Raw genomic sequence first — 18,493 nt, forward strand, 5'->3', positions numbered from 1 at the left:
CGCCTGCTGGGGGTGGAGCGATATTACCTGCTGGAGTGAAGGGGGGTGCGGAATGTGGGCAGTAGACTCGTTGTTATGACCCTCGACCCCACCGAACTCGAGCTGCGCCAGGATCCGCTGGCTTTTTTTGTTCACCTCTCGCGCACCAGCCCCGACATTACCACCTTCCGCTTTGCCTCGGGCAAGGAAATTGTCTTGCTCAACCACCCCGACCTGATCCGCGAGGTGCTGATCGAGCGGGCCGAGCAGTTCCACAAGTCCGACATGACCCGCGCTTTTGCCGGGGGCATGGGCAACGGGATTCTGCTTTCGGAGGGGGAGTTCTGGAAGCAGCAGGTTTGCCTGATGCGCCCGGCCTTTCACTACAAGCGCCTCGAGGGCTACGCCGAGGTGATGAGCCGCTTTACCCAAGAGATGCTCTCACACTGGCAAAACAGCGAAATTCGGCACATCGACGAGGACATGAACGCCCTGACGCTGCGGGTGGTGGCCAAGTGCATGTTCGATGTGGAGGCCGGCGAAGACCGCGAGATTATGCACCGGGCCATCATGCTGGGGCAGAAGGTGGTAGGCCAGATGGTCTATGGCTGGCTTAACCTGCCCGACTGGCACCCCGCCATGAACCGCGACGGCATCCGGGTGGTACGGGCCTTGAACGAGATGGTAAGCCGGCATATTGCCTACCGGCGTAGCCGCGGCGACCTGGGCGACGACCTGCTCTCGATGCTGCTGGAAGCCCAGAGCCAGCCCGGTGTAGCGCTCTCCGACCGGCAACTGCGGGACGAGGTGCTCACTGTCATTACCGCGGGCCTCGAGACCACCGCCAACGCCCTGATCTGGACCTGGTACCTGCTCGACCAGCACCCAACTGTCAAGGCCCGTTTGCAGGCCGAAGTGGACAGCCTGGGCAAGCTGCCCGGCTTCGAGGATGTGCAGCGGCTGCCCTACCTGGATCAGGTCTTTAAGGAAAGCCTGCGGCTGTACCCGCCGGTCTGGATTATCGGGCGGGAGAACGTAGAGGCGCTGGAGCTGGGGGGAATGCACCTCCCGCCCAAGACCCAGATCGTGATGAGCCAGTGGGCCACCCACCGCGACCCCCGCTTTTTCGAGCACCCCGACGAGTTTCGGCCCGAGCGCTGGACCCCGGAGTTCGAGAAGTCGCTGCCGCGCGGGGCCTACTTCCCCTTCAGCCTGGGGCCCAGGGTGTGCACCGGGCAGGGCTTTGCCACCCTCGAGTACAAGCTGATTGTGGCCACCGTACTGCAAAAGTTCGACCTCGAGCTCACCCGCCCGGCCCCTGTCCGTCCCGAGCCCAACTTCACCCTCTGCCCCCACGGGGGGCTGCCGATGCGGGTACGCAAGAGAAAGTAGCGGCAGGCCAGCCGCTCTTATTCTGCAGAGGCCTTGAGCGCCCGGATGGAGGCCGCCTCGATCTGGCTGCCCACCCCAATGCCGTGCTGGGCAAACCAGCCCCCAGCGACCTCCAGGCGTCCGCGGTAGGCCACCTTGGGGAACAGCCTGGGGCAGCGGGTGTTGCAAGGCTCGAGCTCCAGAATTTGCAGGATCACCCCGTTGCGGTCGAAGAGGGCCACCGAGACCGGCACGCCGTTGCTGCGGGCCTCCAGGGGCTGGTCGGTAACCTGTGGATACAGCCACAGCAACCCGCCGTTTTCGGGTAGGGTTCTGCGTAGCCCCCCCTCGGGGCGTAGGGCCAGATCCACTACCTCCACGCTCAGGACAACCGGCGGGGTGTTGGATGTTTTTAGGGTGATGCGCTCCTGACCGAACACCGTTCTGGAGGCAATCGAGCGCCCTGCCGAAGCGGCCAGCAAAACACTGGGGGCCGCACCCAGGAAGAGCAGCAGCAACACCAGCACCAGGGAGCTTTGGTACTGCCTCACACCCCAATTGCAGTAGCCGCAGCGGCTGGGGAATAGGACGCAGCCCACCAAGCAAAATAGAGCTGCTACAAAGTTCCACTGAAACATTCGGTCAAGCTGGTGGAGCCTCTAGACCTGCCCGATACGGAGCGATTGCCCGCGGCTACCAGGATGGCTGCCGCCCAGCCCGGCCATAGAAGAGGCTATTCACGCGGGCCATACCTGGCTCCCCCACACTTGCTGCAAAGACTGTTGGGTTTCCTCCACCAGTGTTTTTATCAGCTCGGCAGCGGGCAGGCTACGGCACAGACTGGCGGCCTGCCCGGCCCACAGCGACATGTATTCGATGCGGCCCGCTTTGGCCGCAGCCTGGCGAATCTCGGCGGTGAGGGCATTTTGGATGGGGTAGGGGGGCACCTGGGCTTCGTAGGGCTGCATTCGCTCGATAAAAGTGTTGCGCAGACCTCGAGCGGGCCGACCGGAAAAGCTGCGGGTAACTACGGTGGGGTCGCCTTTGGCTTGCAGAAGGGCCTGCTTGTACAAAGGGTGAATGCCCGACTCCGGACAGGTCAGGAAGGCCGTACCCATCTGTACCGCTACAGCCCCCAGCAACAGTGCAGCTGCAATCCCCCGCCCGTCCATGATGCCCCCTGCGGCAATGACGGGTATCTTTACCGCGTCCACCACCTGGGGAAGCAGGGCCAGGGTTCCGGTCATGGCGTGCTCAAAAGGGCCGATGAAAGTACCCCGGTGGCCGCCGGCCTCGGCCCCCTGGGCGCAGACATAATCGGCCCCGACCTGTTCCCAGGCAATTGCTTCGGCCACATTGGTGGCGGTGCCGATAACTTTGCAGCCAGCCTGCTGCAGGCGCTCGACGACCTGAGCTGAAAGCACATCGAAATGAAAACTTACCACTGGGGGTTTTTCTTCCATCAAGACTTCGAGTTGCGCCGCAAAGTCCTGGCTAAACTTGCTGGGAACGTTGGCCTGGAACAGGCCAAGTTCAGCGCGAATGGGTTCTAAAAGCCCCATTGCGGCCCGAAGGTCTTCCGGGGTGGCTTGAACCGGTTTCAGCACGAATAAATTGACATTGAAGGGTCTGGCAGTGCGGGCACGAATTCGGCGGATTTCTTCCGCGAGCTGGTCGGGTGGCAGCAACACCCCCGCCAGCGAACCCAGTCCCCCGGCATTCGAGACGGCGGCCACCAGTTCGGGGGTGGTGGCTCCGCCCGCCATAGGGGCCTGGATGATGGGATAGCGGGTTAGGGTAAAAGCCATGCTGGATTGTACCCATTCCCATACCGCTATACCACCGAGCTGGAGTTGCCACCGTGTGGGCTATCCAGGGGCGGCAGCTGCGAGTAGGGCGACCAGCTCTTTCAGGTCGGCCACGATGTGGTCGGGCCGGGGAAGGGTCTGGGGGCGGATGGAGGCCACCAGGCCATGCTCTTCCAGCTCGCTTTGCAGCTTGGCTGCAATTACTGCGCCGAGGTCGGGGCGCTGGGTGCGCCCTGGCACCGGGGTCGCCCGCCACTCCGGGGGCATGTTGCGCCAGACCCACACCGCCGTCAGGCCCGCCGCGTTGGCCCCCCAGATGTCCTGACTCAGCAAATCCCCCACATGCACAATGGCTTCCGGGGCCTGGCTTCGCAGGGGGTTCCAGAAGGCCGGGTCGGGCTTAATGGCGTGTGAGATATCCGGGGCCAGCATCTGCTCGTAGGCGATGTTGAGCTTATCTACCAGAACCTGCTGGTACCTGGCCAGGCCATTGGTGGCTACCGCAATATGGTAGCCCTGCTGGCGCAAAGCAGCTAGCCCGGCGGGCACCTCGGGGTAGAGCACCTCCGGCTCCAGCACGGCTTCTGCCAGCACCTGGGCAATGTTGGGAAAAACCTGCGGAAGCCCCAGTTTTTCCCGCACAGCCTGGTAAATATCGCCCCAGTCGTAGACCCGCGTGGGGTCGCCCTGGGCCAGGCGCTGCAGGTACTCCTCGCGCAGGGCCTGGCGGATGGCAGGCTGGACTAGCAAAGCCTGCATATAAGGCCGCATCAGCCGGCGAAAAGGCCAGTCGGCCAGGGTGCCGTCGAGGTCGAAGGTGAGCCAGCGCATGAACCCCAGCGTATCCTTTGGGGACAGCGTCTTGCAATCTGGCCTTACATGCCGCAGACTTAAGACCAGATGCTACGGTTCGCGCACGTCAAGGGTTGGTGGTGGCCTGGATAGCCCTGGGACGGTAGCGATCCGTTACCCCTGGGGCTTTTCCTCAGGGGCTTTTTATTGCCAAAAGGAGAAGACATGCCCATTGCACACACCGCCAAGCCCACCATCCCCATCAAGAAAACGCTGCTGGCCGACCTCGAGACCCCCGTCACGGCCTACTTGAAGCTTTCCGAGAAAAGCACCCCCAGCTTTTTGCTGGAATCGGTAGAAGGGGGCAAGGCCTGGGCCCGCTGGAGCTTTGTGGGGGTGGGGGCCCGGCGCACCTGGCGGCTCAAGGAGGGGGTGCTCACCCTGGACGGTGAACCGCTGCCCACCCAGGATCCCCTGCGTACCCTGTACCAGTCGGTTTACCGTCCCATCGCCCCCGACCCCGACCTGCCCCTCTTCTGGGGTGGGGCGGTGGGATATGCCGCCTACGACCTTATCCGCTACTACGAGCGGCTGCCGGCCCATAAGCCCGACCTGCTGGGCATTCCCGACCTGCTTTTTGTCGAGCCGGAGGTGCTGATTGTGTTCGACCAGTTTAAACAGCAGCTCCACATTGTGGCGCCGGCCCTGGAGGAAGAAAAGGCCCAGGCCCTAGAGCGCATCGCCTGGGCCGAGAAAAAACTGCAAGGCCCCTTACCGGGTGTACCGGGCGAACGGGCCGGACGGCGCACGACCTTCAGCCAGAACGTGTCCCAGGCCGAGTATGAGCAGATGGTGGAGCGGGCGCTGGAATATATCCGGGCGGGGGATATTTTCCAGGTGGTGCCTTCGCTGCGCTTTTCCGCCCCGCTGTGGGTGCACCCTTTCGCCATTTACCGTGCCCTGCGCTCGGTTAACCCCAGCCCCTACATGGGTTTTCTGGATCTGGGCGAAGTGACCCTGGTTTCCAGCAGCCCCGAAAGCCTGCTGCGTTCCGATGGGCGCACGGTGGTTACCCGCCCCATTGCCGGAACCCGCCGGCGGGGTCGGGATGCCGCCGAAGACAGGGCCCTGGCCGAAGAACTCCTGGCCGACGAGAAGGAGCGGGCCGAGCACGTGATGCTGGTGGATCTTTCGCGCAACGACCTGGGCCGGGTCTGCCGCTACGGCAGCGTGCGACCCAAAGAGCTCATGGCAGTGGAAAACTACTCCCACGTGATGCACATTGTTTCTACGGTAGAAGGTGAGCTCTGCGAGGACAAAAGCCCACTCGATGCGCTGGCCGCGGTACTGCCCATGGGCACGGTTTCGGGTGCCCCCAAGATCAGGGCCATGGAGATTATTGAGGAGCTCGAGCCCAGCCGCCGGGGGGCCTATGGGGGCGCTTTTGGCTACCTGGCCTATGACGGGCACATGGACGTGGCCCTGACCCTGCGCACCATTGTGATTGCCAAGGAGCAGATCCACATCCAGGCCGGGGCAGGGGTGGTCTACGACTCCAACCCCACTGCGGAGTACCAGGAATGCTTGAACAAAGCCCAGGCCATGCTCAAGGCGGTACACCTGGCCGAGGAGGGACTGTGAGCCTCGAGGCCATTAACCAGCAGATTAGCGCCATAGATGCGCGCATCGTGGTGCTGCTGGCCCAGCGTGCTCGGCTGGCCCGGGAGGCGGCCCGGCTCAAACAAAGCCTGGCCCAGATTGAGGCCAGAGATCGCCAGGAGCAAATTATCCACCAGGTGCGCTATATGGCCGAGCACCAGGGCATCTCGCCCAGTATGGCCGAGCGGATTTACCGCACCATCCTGGCTGAGTTTGTGGCTATGGAAAAGCGGGAGGTGGGGCTGTGAAGCGGATCCTGATGATTGATAACTACGACTCCTTTACCTATAACCTGGTGCAGTACCTGGGCGAGCTGGGGGCCCTGGTCACGGTCTGGCGCAACGACCAGTTCGGCCTGCAGGACGTATCTGACTTTGACCCAGACGGCATCGTGGTGAGCCCAGGGCCCTGTACCCCCAAGGAGGCCGGGCTCTCGGTGCCCTTGATCCGGGCCTACGCCCCCAGGTACCCCATTCTGGGGGTTTGTCTGGGCCACCAGAGCATCGGGGAGGCCTTTGGCGCCAGGGTGCGGCGGCACAGGCTGATTGTGCACGGGAAAACCAGCCCCATCGAGCACGACGGTAGCGGGGTATTTGCCGGGCTTGTGAGCCCCCTGGCCGCCACCCGCTACCATTCGCTGGTGGTGGAAGAACTTCCGGACGAACTCCTGGTCAATGCCTGGGTGGATGAGCCGGTGGGCCGCACCGTAATGGGCCTGCGGCATCGCAAATACCCCACCCACGGGGTGCAGTTTCACCCCGAGTCGGTGCTGACCGAGGGGGGCAAGCAGATGCTGGCCAATTTCCTGGCGATGGCGTAGCGGAGCGGTGTTGCCATTGTTCTCGATACAATACTGGCGATGATTTCGGTTATTATTCCCACCTATAACCGCCGCGATTTGCTGGAAAAGAAGCTGCGCGCTTTGGAAACACAGCAAGGTGAGTTTGAGGTCATCGTGGTGGCTGACGGTTGCAGCGACGATACGGTAACTTTTTTGCAAACCTACCAACCCGCCTACCCGCTCGAGCTGATCCAAACGCCGGGCCTGGGTGCCGCCGGGGCCCGCAACCGGGGGGCCGAAATCGCCAGGGGCGACATCTTACTCTTTTCCGATGACGATGTGATGCCCCAACCCGGCTGGATTGAGGCGCACCAAAAAGCGCAGCAAAAGCCGCGCACAGTGGCTGTAGGACGCCTGGAACTGCCCCTCGAGCTGCGCGGTACCGGGGCGGCTGAGCTGAAGGGGCCCAGGGTTTTCTGGTGGAACATCACCGGCAACAACACCTCCATGCCCAAAGCCCTGTTCGACGAGGTGGGAGGCTACGACCCAAGCTTCAGCAGCTACGGCGGTGAGGACCCCGACCTCGGGTACCGACTGATGAGAGCCGGGGCGCGACTGGTGTTTGTGCGGGACGCACGCGCGCTGCACGAGGCTTTTGATTACCGCAGCAAGGCCATGGAAAAGGCCCGCCAGGCGGGCGCGGCCCATGTTCGGGTGTGGAAAAAACACAACGACCCCCGAATCGCCTGGGCCCTGGGGGTGCACCCGGCCCTGGTGGCCTTGAAACTGGCCCTGCTTCCTTCCTTTAAAGGCCTTTGGGGGCCACGGGGCGACTACGAACTGGCCTATGCCTGGGGAGCTTCGGAAGCATGGAACCCACCTTCAGCGTCGTGATCCCCACCTTTAACCGGGCCCAGCTGCTGGCCCGCACCGTGCAGGCCTTTCTGGCCCAGGAGGGGGTTTCGCTCGAGCTGATCGTGGTAGACGATGGCTCCAGCGACCCGACGCTCGAGGTGCTGGCCGGGTTTCGCGACCCCCGCCTGCGGGTGCTGCGTCAACCCAATGCGGGGCTGGCGGCGGCCCGCAATGCGGGGCTGGCCCAGGCCCAGGGCCGCTACCTGCTCTTCAACGACGACGACGTGGTGCCCGAGGCCGGGTTTTTGCGGGCCCACCTGGGCCTGCACCAGCGCCATAAAGGGGCCGCCGGGGTCAGCCGTACCTACATTCCCGAGGCCCTGGGGCACGAACCCTTTACCCGTTTCTGGCGAGCGCGGGCTGAAGCAGGGGTGCGGGGCAAGGCCGATGATGCCCCTTTGGGCTGGGGCGGGTTCTGGTTCGCCAGCCTTTCTTTGCCGCTAAAGCTGGCCGAGGCCTTTGCGCCTTTTAGGGGCTATGGTTGGGAGGAGCACGAGCTGGGCTGGCGGCTCTGGCGCAAAGGGGTACGGCCGCGCCTGGTGGCGGGGGCCCGTGCCGCGCATGAAGATAGAGTAGATTTGGACACCATGCTCGCTAAAGCGCGCAGCATGGGGCGGGTGGCCTGGCAGTTTTACCGCCTTCATCCCAGCATGCGTGTGGCCTTCTGGACGGGGGTACACCCCCTTTCGCGGGCCTACAAGCGCTGGGCCTACCCCTGGGCCAGGGCCGAGTCGCTCCTAAAGCAGCGCGACTGGGAGCAAGGGGCAGGGGCTTTTGGCATCTACCGCTTTTTGCTCGAGGCCGCCTATACCCAAGGCCTTTTGGAAGGAGCCGCATGAGCGAGCCCCTGGTGTACGTCCTGATCGTCAATTACCAGGCCTGGCCCGACACCCTGGCCTGCTTGAAGGCCCTGGAGCAGCTCGACTACCCCCGCTACCGCCTGCGGGTACTGGACAATGCCTCCCCCAACGATGCCGTGGCCCAGCTGCGGGCGGCCTATCCAGGGTTAGAGATCGTCGAGCTAAAGCGCAACCTGGGCTTCGCGGGCGGCAACAACGTGGGGATCCGCCAGGCCCTGGCCGAAGGGGCCGACTACGTCTGGCTGTTGAACCCCGATACCATCCCCGAGCCAGAAGCTCTCTCGGCCATGGTGGGCCTGGCCGAGCAAGACCCCCGCATCGGTGCGGTGGGCTCGGTGATATTGGAAATGGACAACCCCCAGCAGGTGCAGGCCTGGGGTGGGGGCGAGGTGGTGCTGTCCTGGGGTTTGATTCGTCTGCTGACCCATCCCCGCCAAGCGGCGCGGCTCTCCTACATCAGCGGGGCCAGCCTGCTGGTGCGCCGGAGGGCGCTGGAGCAGGTGGGCCTGCTGGATGAGGGGTTTTTTATGTACGGCGAGGACTGCGACTACGGCCTGCGCCTGCGCAAAGCAGGGTTCCTGCTGGCGGTGGCTCCACAGGCACGGGTGCGGCACAAAGGCGGCACCTCCTGGCATGGAAGCCTGCAGGCCGACGAAAACTTCGCTGCCTATAACGTGCGGCTGTTTCGCAAGCATGCGCCCTGGCCTGGGCTGGCGGTGGCCGGGTACGCCCTTTTTTGGCTGCTGGAGTACAGCCTGCGGGGCCGTTTGGACAAGGTGGGGGCCCTCTGGCGGGGCCTCCGGAGAGGTTGGCAGCTCCCGCTGTAGGTTTAGACTTTTGCAAAAGAAAGTTCTGGAGGAGACGTGGACGAACTGAAAAAAGCACTTTTGGCCGAGCCCTTATCCCAGGCCGAAGCCCATGCCCTGATGAAGCGGATTATGGCCGGCGACCTGACCCCGGCGCAGACCGCTGGGGTGCTGATGGCCCTGCGTACAAGGGGCGAAACCCCCGAGGAAATTGCCGGCTTCGCAGCCGGAATGCGCGAGGCCGCGGTGCGGGTGGAAACCCGCCGCCAGCCCTTGCTGGACATTGTGGGCACCGGAGGGGTGGCCCCCGAGGCTTTTAATATCTCCACCACCACCTGCTTTGTGGTGGCCGCGGGCGGGGTGGCGGTAGCCAAGCACGGCAACCGGGCGGCCTCCTCCAAGTCCGGCTCGTTCGATTTGATTGAGGCCCTGGGCATCCGCATTGATATTCCCCCGGCCAAAGTGGCCGAGGCCATCGAGACGGTGGGCCTGGGTTTTTTGTTTGCCCGCAGCCACCATCCGGCCATGCGTTTTGTGGCTCCGGTGCGGGCCGAGCTGGGGGTGCGTACGGTGTTCAACCTGCTGGGGCCCCTGACCAACCCGGCCTTTGCCAGCCTGAACCTGGTGGGGGTAAGCAGCCCGGCCCTGGTGGAGCCTTTCGCCCGGGTCTTGCGCGACCTGGGCAGCAGCCGGGCGCTGGTGGTGCATGGCCGGATGGTGCGGGCGGAGGGCCTTGTGGACGCTCGCCTATCGGGACAGACGGCTGACGCCGCTGTTCACCTAGAGGCCATCGACGAGCTGGCCCTGGGCGAAAATGTGGTGGCCGAGCTGAAGAACGGCCAGATCCACACCTACCCCTTCCGACCTGAAGAGGTGGGGTTGCAGCCTGCCCCCTACCAGGCGATTGGTGGCGGAAGTGCAGCCGAGAACGCGCTTGAAGCACGGGCCATTCTGGGCGGCCAGCAGCGAGGGCCCAAGCGCGATGCGGTGGCTTTGAATGCCGGGGCGGCATTTTACCTGGCAGGCCGGGTAGAAAGCGTGGCCGAGGGGGTTCGGCTGGCCCAGCAACTGCTGGATGAAGGGGCAGGGCTGGAGGTGCTGGAGCGCCTGGTTCGGCTTACCCAAGCATGAAGCAGATTGTGCTGATATCCAACGGCCACGGCGAGGACATGATGGGGGCCGTGCTGGCGGAAGAGCTGATGGCACTGGGCTACCAGGTGGCCCCCGTACCGCTGGTGGGCAGGGGGCGGGCCTACCTGCGCCTGGGCTTAAAGCCGCTGGGACCCTGCCAGGAGATGCCCTCGGGCGGGTTTGTGCTGGACCGCCCCTGGGTCTTTTGGGACGACCTGAAAGCGGGCTGGATCTCCATGAGCCTGGGGCATTACCGGGCCGTGCGGCAGGCGGCCCGGACGGCCTGGGCGACCCTGGTGGTGGGGGACATTTATGGGCTTCTGGTGGGCAGCGTGTTTGGCTGTCGGCCTCTTTTTCAGGTGCAGTGCTTGGCCTCGGTGCGGGCCTGGCAGCGCACCGGGTTCCGGCGGCCCTACTCGCTGCTCGAGCGCTCTCTTATGCGCCGGGCGCTGGGGGTGTACCCGCGCGAGGCCGAGGGGGCCGACTGGCTAAAGGCCCATGGGGTTCCCCATGCCACCTATCTGGGCAACCCCATGCTGGATGCGCTGGAAGGTGGGCCGCTCGAGCTGCCCCCCCCGTACCTGTTGCTGCTGCCGGGCTCGCGCCGCGATGCCTACGAGAGCCTGCCTAAGATGCTCGAGGCCACCCGGCAGCTAGCTGACCTGACCCTGACCCCGGTGGTGGCCTGGGCAGGACTGCCCCTGGAGCCTTTGGTAGTGCCCGGTTGGCAGCTCGAGGCCACCCTAAAGCACCAGGGTGTTACCCATCGCCTGCGCCACCCGGACGGGACGGTGGTACACCTGAGCCAGCAGGCCTTCAAAGGGGCCCTGCTGGGGGCCAGCATCGCCATCTCGACCAGCGGAACCGCCGCCGAGCAGGCCGCGGGCTACGGGGTGCCGCTGGTGGGATTTCCTACCTCGGGGCCGCAGTACACCCGGCCTTTTGCCGAGCGGCAGCGGCGCTTGCTGGGTGAGGCGCTGCTGCTGGTCGAAGCCCACCCCCAGGCCATTGCCCAGGGGGTGCGGCAGTTTTTGGCTTCGCCCGAGCGCCTCGAGCGGGCCAGGGCCGATGGGCAGGCGGCCATGGGCACGCCAGGGGCGGCCCGCCGGATTGCCCAGGCCATCCACCGGGCCTTGCAGGCTAGGGGGTAGGGCCACGGGCAATTCCCGTCTCGATAAAGCGCCACCACAATAAGAGGCCCACCAGGCTGGCCCAGAAAAAATAAGGCCCCACCTGCTCGGGCACTTTTTCCAGGCTTTGGCGAAACCAGCCCCCTGGCCCCAGGCCGCTCACGAACCACAAAATGCTGGCAGCCAGCAGACCATACACCGCGTGCAGCCAGCTCACGCCGCCCATGAACAGCGTGCGCACCAGCAGCTCTACCACCACCGCCGCCACCGCGAAGCCGGCGGTGAACTTGAAGAAGCGCAGCTGTGGGGCGCTGGGTTCTCGCACCAGCAAAGGCAGGTTCCACAGCAACGAAACCCCCATCAACAAAAGCGCGATAAGGTTCAGCAAGCCGCGCAAGCCAATGATGTAAACCGGAAGCGGAATATCCATGCCAGGCAGAATTTACCGAAGAACCGATGGGTATGGATGTTAAGCCGCAAGGGCATCTGCATCAGCGGGGCCTCTTTTGGTTCAGCGCTTTGGCGTTGGCCTGCTGCCCGTTGCATCAGCAGAAGCGGCTTTTGTAACCAGCAGGTTTTGACCCCGCACGAAACTGAAAACTTCGGGTGGGCTTCACATAACGCCCGGGCTTTTCAAATATCACGGGGTTTTTGTCCAGGTGAGGCTAAGCTTTGTTTTGGATAGGGGCATCTTTTGGGGAATTGCTATGCATGAACTTTTTACCAATGCACCGGCCCATTGGCCCAGGGTTCGCCTCGAGGGCCTCATTAACAGCAGCGCGCCTGAAGTTAAGGCGGCCAATCGCCTGATATTCGCCACTACGGTAGAGACCCTATTCCGTAAATCGGGCATCCAGGTGCTGGAGGCCGATGTGCTGCGCCTGACCCGCGAGGGGGTGCTGGAGATTCCTTTGCGGGTGCGGGCCGATGATGGCGAGTACGACCTGTTTTTTTATCCCGTAGCAGACGAAAAAGCCGCTGCCCATTATGTGGCGGTTTACGAACTGGCCCAGCGCTGGGGGCGCATCCGGCCCATCTACTACAGCACCGATGATCTGCTGGCTATTTATCCCGAAACCATCGAGCCAGTTACCTACCGCGACCGGCTTTTTATCCAGGCCTCCTTGAGCGCACCTAAAGGCCAGTACGCGATGTGGTGGGCCCAGGAGCCGGGGGAGCAGTTTCACTACAGCCCTACCTATGACCTCTTCGACCGAATCTACCGCGAGATTAACGGCCTGGAGATGCGGGCTTTTGCCCTGATTTTGCTCGAGCTGGGCATGATTCAAGAAGAATACGAGTTTACCGCCTCGACCTTCTCCGACAGCAGCGTGGAAATTCCGGTAGAAGGCCCCGAGGGTGTGCCCATCATCATTTCTTTTTCGCAACACCGTGGGGTACGTTTTCATTTCCACATGGAGCGTACCAGCGCCGAGTACCGTGACCTGTTTTTGAACCTGTTTTTATTGCGCCTGAAAAGCTGGCGCAAGGAAGCCGACCTCGATCACATCAAACGCCTGGATAGCCCTGCCTACATCTGGTGGCGTGAGCTGGGCAAGCGCCTGCGCCTGAGCGTGGGCTCGAGCGAACACGCCATCAGCGCGGTGGGCTCGGTCAAGCGCTGACCCCAGCCCCTTCAGGCCGAAGGCCCCATTTCGCCTTTATCGGAATTAGAATCAACCCTAGGCCTTGCGGTCAAAATATAAAACTTAGTCCAGAACGCACAAAAAGGACCCTTAAGCCTTACACGAGGGCATTTATTGCAGCTCGAGGCCCGCCAATAGCCCCGCCTTTTGCCTGTGCAGGGCGCACTATTCGGCAACTTATAGATTCGACCTTTTTATTACGTAAATAACGAAATATGTTATACTGTTCAAGTGAGCACTGAAGTCACTGCCAGCTACGACGCATCTGCAATTAAGGTTCTGAAAGGCCTGGAGGGGGTTCGCCACCGCCCGGCCATGTACATTGGTGGCACCCAGGCCGATGGGTACCACCACCTGTTCAAAGAAATCCTCGACAACGCGGTAGACGAAGCCCTGGCTGGTTTCGCCACCGAGATCGTTACCACCCTCCACCCCGATGGCTCCATTACGGTGGAGGACAACGGGCGTGGTATTCCGGTAGACATCATGTCGGAAGAGCAAAAGCCTGCAGTAGAGGTGATTTATACCGTACTGCACGCTGGGGGTAAGTTCGAGGAGGGCGCTTACAAGGTTTCGGGGGGGTTGCACGGGGTGGGGGCCAGCGTGGTGAACGCCCTATCGGTGTATACCCGGGTGGAGGTCTTCCGTGAAGGCAAGCATTACCTGATTGAATTCAGCCGGGGGGAGGTTACCAAGCCCTTGCAGCAGGTGGGTGAGGCCCCCAAGGGAAAACGCGGCACCCGCGTCACCTTCATGCCCGACCCAGAGATTTTTGGCCCGGATCAGAGGTTCGAATCCAGCCGCTTGCGGGTGCGCTTGCGCGAAGTCTCTTTTTTGGTGGCCGGTCTTAAGCTGGTTTTTAAGGATGAGATTCACCAAAAGGAGGAGGTCTTCTTCGATAAAGGGGGGGTGGCCTCTTTTGCCAGGTTTCGCGCCGACGGCGAGGAACTGCTCTACGACAAGCCGGTGCTCCTGCAGGGCCAGGTGGATTCGGTGGGGGTGGAGGTTGGCCTGATCCATACCAAGGGCTACAGCGTATACCTGGTGAGCTTTGCCAACATGATTCCCACTGTGGATGGGGGTACCCATGTTTCGGGCTTCAAGACCGCCTACACCCGGGCCATCAACGCCTATGCCAAAAAAGCGGGCCTGGTCAAAGACTTAGAACCCACCGGCGACGACCTGCTGGAAGGCCTTTCCTGCGTGATCTCGGTCAAGATTCCCCAGCCGCAGTTCGAAGGCCAGACCAAGGGCAAGCTCCTGAACCCCGAGGCCGGTACGGCGGTCAGCAAGGTGGTGTACGAAAAGTTTTCCGAGTACCTCGAGGAAAACCCCCGCATCGCCAAAACCATCTACGAAAAAGCCCAGCGGGCGGCCCAGGCCCGTGAGGCGGCCCGCAAGGCCCGCGAGCTGGTGCGCCGGGCCAACCCCCTCGAGTCCGACGACCTGCCCGGCAAGCTGGCCGACTGCCAGTCGGAAGACCCCGCCGAAGCCGAGCTGTTTATTGTGGAGGGCGACTCGGCGGGCGGCAGCGCCAAGAGCGGGCGCGACCGCCGTTTTCAGGCCATTCTGCCTTTGCGCGGCAAAATTTTGAACGTAGAGAAGGCCGGCTTGAACAAGGCCCTCAAAAACGCCGAGGTGCGGGCCATGGTGGCGGCCCTGGGCGCGGGCATTGGCGGCAAGGACAACGAGGAAGCCCACTTCAACATCGAAGACCTGCGCTACCACAAGATCATCATCATGACCGATGCCGATGTGGACGGTTCACACATCCGTACCCTGCTGCTGACCTTCTTCTACCGCTACATGCGCCCCATCATCGAGCAGGGCTATCTGTATGTGGCCCAGCCGCCCCTGTATGGCCTGCGGGTGGGTAAGAGCAAGCATATGGAGTACATCTTTGATGATGAGGCCCTGAAGAAAGCCCTGGCCAATATTGGCGACAAGCCCTACGAGATCCAGCGCTTCAAGGGCCTGGGTGAGATGAACGCCGAGCAGCTCTGGGAGACCACCATGGACCCCGCCAAGCGGGTCTTGAAAAAAGTAGAGATGCACGATGCTTCCTACGCGGCCCAGATTTTCGACGACCTGATGGGCTCGGACGTGCAACCCCGCCGCGAGTTCATCGAAGAGAATGCCCGCTACGCGAAGATCGAAATCTAGGGCAACTCCAACACCCACAGGTTGCGGTCGCGGCTACTCAGAAACACCACGCGCTCCCCGTCGGGCGATACCTGCCACTGGTCGTGCGAGACCTGGGTGCCCAGGTCGGCCAGCAGGCGGGAGGTGCGGCTTTGCAGGTCGTACTCGAAGAGGCGGTGGGTGGGCTGGCCCAGCAGCAGTGGTATGTATACCAGGCGCCGGGCATCGCGCCAGCGGTAGGAGCCGAACCAGTCCAGGCGCTGGCCTTCGCCCCCGCGAGAGACCACAAACAGGCCGTTGCGCTCCGGGCGGTCGAAGGCCACATAGTAGGCCACCCAGCGCCCATCGGGGCTGGGCAGGACGCTGCGCATGGCAGACGCACTGGCAAGGACACGGCGTTCGCCCATCTTGAGGTGCAGGGTCTCGAGGTTGCGCAGGGCATCCTCTGGGGCGCGTTTGCCGGTGAGCAAAAGGGTATTCTCGTCCAGCCAGCCGGTCAGGCCCCCGCCGTAGAGGGTTGCCACGCGCACAGGCGCTTTCCCCAGCGGAGCCACCCAGACCTCGGAGCGACGCCGGTCGAAGTTGCCGACTGGCTCGGTGGTGTTCCAGGCCAGCTGCCGGCTGCTGGGCGACCAGGCCACGTTGCCGCCCTGGGTGTGGATATAAAAGCGCTGCCCATCCGACAAGCGCTCCACCAGGCTGGGCGCTCCGGGCAGCAGGGCGTAAGTAAAACTGGGGTTGTAGAAAGCGATGGGAAGCAGGGGCTTGGGGCTTTCGGGCTGCCCGATGGAGACCCCATAGAGGGCGGCAGGGGCGCTTGGCTCGGGCTTATCGATAAAAAGCACCGTAGCGGAGTCGGGACCCCAGATGGGGTTCACGCAGCAGCCGCCGGAGGTGAGGCGGCGGGGTGTGGGGGAGCGGTTGCGGGCTGGCTGCACAGTGGAAAGCCGGGCCAGGCCAGGCAGACCGACAAAACCGCTGGAAAGCAGCCTGGGTGGGGTGGGGGTTATCTGCGCCGATGGCCAGGGGCGCTTGTACTCGTTGAGCAGGGGGCCGCCCCGGCGGGCTTGTGGCTGCTGGTGGGGGTGCTGCCAGCGGCGGGGGTTGTCCAGGTCGCGCTGGAAGCCCCTCGAGAACCCCCCCACCAGGCTCAAGGTCGGCCAGTCGGCGGCGATGTAGGGAATGGGGTTAAAAAAGCGCTGGTGGGAGCTGTCGCGGATTTCCAGGTGCAGGTGTGGGGCGGCGGTGCAGCTTAGCTGCGAATCGCCCACCTTGCCCACCACCTGTCCGCGCCGCACCCTGGCCCCCACCCGCAAAGGGGGGCGCTCGAGCAGGTGGCCGTACAGGCTGGCCAGCCCGTTGCCGTGGTCAATGACCAGGTTGTGGGGTGGAGACCCGTGCGGCCCGTCCACCTCTACCACCACCCCATCCCCAATGGCCACCACCGGCGTACCACAGCGGGCCGAAAAGTCCAGGCCAAAGTGAATCCCCTGTCCGGCCCGGTAGCCGCTGTTCCGCTGGCGGTAGGCCCCGGTGGTGTTGCCGTAAAGCTGACCCAAAAGCCAGGTGTCGGGGCCGGGCGGGCCTTGCAGCGGCAGGCCAAACTGCTGCGCCGGCCTGGCGATCTGCCCGTCGGGGAGGGGAGCAGCGTAGTGGGCCAGGGCAATGCCTGAAGCCAACACCCCCAAGACTGCCCACCGCATAGCCCGATTATCCCTGGGTTGCTCTTTGGCGAATGTGGGGAGGGGGCAATAAACCTTACGCCAGAGCCAGGGCAAATAACCCGGGGTCTACGTTCTGGCTTGCTAGCCTCAGATAGGAGGAACACCCGTGCGAAGCTACCTCACCCCGCTTTTTGTCGCCCTCTGCCTTTTGCTGGGCATACAGGCCCACGCCCAGGCTAGCTTCTACAGCCGCCCCATCAGCCTCGAGCGCACCCGCCTGCACGGCGAAGACGTCTACAGCGTGCAGAGCTTCCTGCTCAGTGCTGGCTATCCCGAAGTGGGCGAACTCGACCGCATCTACGGCCCCCGCACCTGGCAGGCGGTCATCAACTTCCAGGAGATCGAAGGGGTGCAGGGCGACCCCAAGGGCACGGTGGGGCCCAACACCTGGGTAGCCATGTTCTACAGCGGAAGCATCAAAGTCCCCCTGTTCTCGCGCCCTTTACAACTGCAAAACCCCCGCCTGCAAGGTACTTCAGTGCGGAGCCTGCAACGGCGCTTGCTCGAGCTCGGCTACCGCGAGGTTGGAGCGGCTGACGGAATTTTTGGCCCCAAGACCCAGGCCGCGGTGGTGGCCTTTCAGCGCCGGCTCTCCAGCGCAAGCGGAGTCAGGGTACGCACCGATGGGGTGGTGGATGGCGTAACCTGGGCCAATCTTTTCAGCGACTTTGCCCCTGAAAAAAGGTAGGCATGCGCTGGCTGCTGGTACTGTTGTTCACCGGGCTGGCCGTAGGGGCCCCCCAATGGCTGTCCTACTGCAATGCCCGCTTTGGCTTTTGTGTGCAGAGACCCGCTTTTATGGTTCCCCAGCCGCCGCCCGAAAACGGCGACGGGCAGGAGTTCCGCCGGGGTGCGGCCCGTCTGGTGGTCTCGGGGGCGCTGGATGTGAACGTTTTTACGCTGCCCGATTTGTACAAGCTGGCCCAGAAAAAGATGCTGGTGAAATATAAAACCCTCAGACCTAACTTCTATGTGGTATCGGGCCTGGACGGCGACACGGTAATCTACGAATACAAAAGGCTCGAGAACGGGGTGTTCTATACCCTGTACCTCGAGTACCCCCTTTCGCAAAAAGCCACCTACGACCCCCTGATCAAACCCATGCTGGACTCCTTTCGCATCAGGAGATAAACGTGAAAAGATGGCTTGCTCTGGCTATTTTGTTCTCTACCAGCCTGTCCCAGGGCTACTTCGAGCTGGGGGGCTTCAAAACCCCTTCGGGCAACATTCACTGCTTTGCCTATGCCGACCGGCTCACCCAGGAGGCGGTGCTGCGCTGCGACCTGCTCAAAAACCAGGCCCGCCTTCCGGCCAAACCCAAAGACTGCCAACTCGACTGGGGCAACGCCTTTGGCCTGGGCGAACGGGGTAAAGCCCAGCGGCTTTGTGTAGGCGATACTGTGGCCGACCCCCGCTTGCCCGTGCTGGCCTATGGCAAAGTCTGGAGCGAGGGCGGTTTCCGCTGCGAAGTAACCCCGGCCCGCCTGCGCTGCACCAACCGGGATAAGCGGGGTTTTGAGCTGGCTCGAGCCGCCCAGAAACTTTTTTGAAGCACCACAGCGGCAAGCATGGACATTTGTAAGCATGGCTCGAGCCAGCTGATATGCGTCTGCAACTTTTTAAATACCACAGGCTTGGTGGTGAATCCAGATGACCGCTTGCACTGCGTTCAAGAAATGGGAAGTTTTGGCTGAATAAAACCTAAGTACACGACAAAAGTTGAAAAACATGGACAGGGACACGGAGGGA

19 protein-coding genes are annotated in these 18,493 nt (G+C 63.0%); 14 read left to right on the forward strand and 5 right to left on the reverse strand.

What is annotated here, in order from left to right; genetic code table 11:
* Positions 1-75 precede the first annotated feature (75 nt).
* Complete coding sequence (locus ABWU19_RS10455) at positions 76-1,371, forward strand: cytochrome P450 (RefSeq protein ID WP_435901631.1); 1,296 nt, start codon at positions 76-78, stop codon at positions 1,369-1,371.
* Positions 1,372-1,388: 17 nt separating this feature from the next.
* On the opposite strand, the gene ABWU19_RS10460 is transcribed toward ABWU19_RS10455, so the two are convergent.
* The 3 genes from ABWU19_RS10460 to ABWU19_RS10470 all read right to left on the reverse strand — a co-directional run bounded on the left by ABWU19_RS10460 (position 1,389) and on the right by ABWU19_RS10470 (position 3,989).
* Complete coding sequence (locus ABWU19_RS10460) at positions 1,389-1,901, reverse strand: DUF192 domain-containing protein (protein WP_435901632.1); 513 nt, start codon at positions 1,899-1,901, stop codon at positions 1,389-1,391.
* Between the two features lie 186 nt (positions 1,902-2,087).
* Positions 2,088-3,158: an NAD(P)H-dependent flavin oxidoreductase gene (locus tag ABWU19_RS10465; protein WP_435901633.1), complete on the reverse strand. Its 1,071-nt coding sequence runs from the start codon at positions 3,156-3,158 to the stop codon at positions 2,088-2,090.
* 60 nt (positions 3,159-3,218) lie between these two features.
* Positions 3,219-3,989 (reverse strand): HAD family hydrolase, encoded by a 771-nt coding sequence (locus ABWU19_RS10470; protein WP_435901634.1) that lies wholly within the window; start codon positions 3,987-3,989, stop codon positions 3,219-3,221.
* 186 nt (positions 3,990-4,175) lie between these two features.
* Here ABWU19_RS10470 and trpE point away from each other — a divergent pair, with 186 nt between their 5' ends.
* The 8 genes from trpE to ABWU19_RS10510 are packed head-to-tail and all read left to right on the forward strand — an operon-like array spanning position 4,176 to position 11,253.
* Positions 4,176-5,591, forward strand: coding sequence for an anthranilate synthase component I (gene trpE / locus ABWU19_RS10475; RefSeq protein WP_435901635.1), 1,416 nt, complete (start codon positions 4,176-4,178; stop codon positions 5,589-5,591).
* Positions 5,588-5,857, forward strand: a complete 270-nt coding sequence (locus ABWU19_RS10480) for a chorismate mutase (RefSeq protein ID WP_435901636.1) — start codon at positions 5,588-5,590, stop codon at positions 5,855-5,857. Before trpE ends, ABWU19_RS10480 begins: the two co-directional genes overlap by 4 nt.
* 11 nt (positions 5,858-5,868) lie before the next feature.
* Positions 5,869-6,429 carry an anthranilate synthase component II gene (locus ABWU19_RS10485; protein WP_435901649.1) on the forward strand — a complete coding sequence of 187 codons (561 nt, stop codon included), beginning with the start codon at positions 5,869-5,871 and terminating at the stop codon, positions 6,427-6,429.
* 39 nt (positions 6,430-6,468) lie between these two features.
* Positions 6,469-7,284: a glycosyltransferase family 2 protein gene (locus ABWU19_RS10490; protein WP_435901637.1), complete on the forward strand. Its 816-nt coding sequence runs from the start codon at positions 6,469-6,471 to the stop codon at positions 7,282-7,284.
* Entirely contained in the window at positions 7,260-8,144 is an 885-nt protein-coding gene (locus ABWU19_RS10495) for a glycosyltransferase family 2 protein (RefSeq protein ID WP_435901638.1), read from the forward strand. The genes ABWU19_RS10490 and ABWU19_RS10495 overlap by 25 nt, the downstream gene beginning before the upstream one ends.
* On the forward strand, positions 8,141-8,992 hold the full coding sequence (locus ABWU19_RS10500; protein ID WP_435901639.1) for a glycosyltransferase family 2 protein: 852 nt from the start codon (positions 8,141-8,143) through the stop codon (positions 8,990-8,992). Before ABWU19_RS10495 ends, ABWU19_RS10500 begins: the two co-directional genes overlap by 4 nt.
* A gap of 36 nt (positions 8,993-9,028) precedes the next feature.
* Positions 9,029-10,102: an anthranilate phosphoribosyltransferase gene (trpD, locus tag ABWU19_RS10505; RefSeq protein ID WP_435901640.1), complete on the forward strand. Its 1,074-nt coding sequence runs from the start codon at positions 9,029-9,031 to the stop codon at positions 10,100-10,102.
* A complete protein-coding gene (locus ABWU19_RS10510) occupies positions 10,099-11,253 on the forward strand; it encodes a lipid-A-disaccharide synthase-related protein (protein WP_435901641.1) in 1,155 nt (384 codons plus the stop codon). Before trpD ends, ABWU19_RS10510 begins: the two co-directional genes overlap by 4 nt.
* Here the strand turns inward: ABWU19_RS10510 and ABWU19_RS10515 are convergent.
* Positions 11,243-11,662 carry a hypothetical protein gene (locus ABWU19_RS10515; RefSeq protein WP_435901642.1) on the reverse strand — a complete coding sequence of 140 codons (420 nt, stop codon included), beginning with the start codon at positions 11,660-11,662 and terminating at the stop codon, positions 11,243-11,245. The genes ABWU19_RS10510 and ABWU19_RS10515 overlap by 11 nt on opposite strands.
* Before the next feature lie 277 nt (positions 11,663-11,939).
* Between ABWU19_RS10515 and ABWU19_RS10520 the strand changes: the two genes are divergently transcribed.
* Together ABWU19_RS10520 and ABWU19_RS10525 are read left to right on the forward strand one after the other, a co-directional pair.
* Entirely contained in the window at positions 11,940-12,857 is a 918-nt protein-coding gene (locus ABWU19_RS10520) for a hypothetical protein (protein WP_435901643.1), read from the forward strand.
* Positions 12,858-13,109: 252 nt separating this feature from the next.
* Positions 13,110-15,041, forward strand: a complete 1,932-nt coding sequence (locus ABWU19_RS10525) for a DNA topoisomerase subunit B (RefSeq protein ID WP_435901644.1) — start codon at positions 13,110-13,112, stop codon at positions 15,039-15,041.
* Here ABWU19_RS10525 and ABWU19_RS10530 read toward each other — a convergent pair.
* Positions 15,038-16,723 (reverse strand): peptidoglycan DD-metalloendopeptidase family protein, encoded by a 1,686-nt coding sequence (locus tag ABWU19_RS10530; protein ID WP_435901645.1) that lies wholly within the window; start codon positions 16,721-16,723, stop codon positions 15,038-15,040. The genes ABWU19_RS10525 and ABWU19_RS10530 overlap by 4 nt on opposite strands.
* A gap of 127 nt (positions 16,724-16,850) precedes the next feature.
* Between ABWU19_RS10530 and ABWU19_RS10535 the strand changes: the two genes are divergently transcribed.
* From ABWU19_RS10535 to ABWU19_RS10545, 3 genes are read left to right on the forward strand one after another with little or no spacing between them, the layout of a single operon-like run.
* A complete protein-coding gene (locus ABWU19_RS10535; RefSeq protein WP_435901646.1) occupies positions 16,851-17,432 on the forward strand; it encodes a peptidoglycan-binding domain-containing protein in 582 nt (193 codons plus the stop codon).
* A 2-nt stretch (positions 17,433-17,434) separates the two neighbouring features.
* On the forward strand, positions 17,435-17,875 hold the full coding sequence (locus ABWU19_RS10540) for a hypothetical protein (RefSeq protein ID WP_435901647.1): 441 nt from the start codon (positions 17,435-17,437) through the stop codon (positions 17,873-17,875).
* A gap of 2 nt (positions 17,876-17,877) precedes the next feature.
* Positions 17,878-18,294, forward strand: coding sequence for a DUF6636 domain-containing protein (locus ABWU19_RS10545; RefSeq protein WP_435901648.1), 417 nt, complete (start codon positions 17,878-17,880; stop codon positions 18,292-18,294).
* Positions 18,295-18,493: the final 199 nt, after the last annotated feature.

This window comes from Meiothermus cerbereus, from assembly GCF_051297115.1.
GTDB lineage: Bacteria > Deinococcota > Deinococci > Deinococcales > Thermaceae > Meiothermus > Meiothermus cerbereus_A.

What these genes read in the sequence shown, in the direction of transcription:
- ABWU19_RS10510 (WP_435901641.1), top strand. Translation starts at nt 10,099, where the DNA reads ATGAAGCAGATTGTGCTGATATCCAACGGCCACGGCGAGGACATGATG.
- ABWU19_RS10455 (WP_435901631.1), top strand. Translation starts at nt 76, where the DNA reads ATGACCCTCGACCCCACCGAACTCGAGCTGCGCCAGGATCCGCTGGCT.
- ABWU19_RS10520 (WP_435901643.1), top strand. Translation starts at nt 11,940, where the DNA reads ATGCATGAACTTTTTACCAATGCACCGGCCCATTGGCCCAGGGTTCGC.
- ABWU19_RS10470 (WP_435901634.1), bottom strand. Translation starts at nt 3,989, where the DNA reads ATGCGCTGGCTCACCTTCGACCTCGACGGCACCCTGGCCGACTGGCCT.
- ABWU19_RS10465 (WP_435901633.1), bottom strand. Translation starts at nt 3,158, where the DNA reads ATGGCTTTTACCCTAACCCGCTATCCCATCATCCAGGCCCCTATGGCG.
- trpE (WP_435901635.1), top strand. Translation starts at nt 4,176, where the DNA reads ATGCCCATTGCACACACCGCCAAGCCCACCATCCCCATCAAGAAAACG.
- ABWU19_RS10485 (WP_435901649.1), top strand. Translation starts at nt 5,869, where the DNA reads ATGATTGATAACTACGACTCCTTTACCTATAACCTGGTGCAGTACCTG.
- ABWU19_RS10495 (WP_435901638.1), top strand. Translation starts at nt 7,260, where the DNA reads ATGGAACCCACCTTCAGCGTCGTGATCCCCACCTTTAACCGGGCCCAG.
- ABWU19_RS10490 (WP_435901637.1), top strand. Translation starts at nt 6,469, where the DNA reads ATGATTTCGGTTATTATTCCCACCTATAACCGCCGCGATTTGCTGGAA.
- ABWU19_RS10500 (WP_435901639.1), top strand. Translation starts at nt 8,141, where the DNA reads ATGAGCGAGCCCCTGGTGTACGTCCTGATCGTCAATTACCAGGCCTGG.
- ABWU19_RS10530 (WP_435901645.1), bottom strand. Translation starts at nt 16,723, where the DNA reads ATGCGGTGGGCAGTCTTGGGGGTGTTGGCTTCAGGCATTGCCCTGGCC.
- ABWU19_RS10540 (WP_435901647.1), top strand. Translation starts at nt 17,435, where the DNA reads ATGCGCTGGCTGCTGGTACTGTTGTTCACCGGGCTGGCCGTAGGGGCC.
- ABWU19_RS10515 (WP_435901642.1), bottom strand. Translation starts at nt 11,662, where the DNA reads ATGGATATTCCGCTTCCGGTTTACATCATTGGCTTGCGCGGCTTGCTG.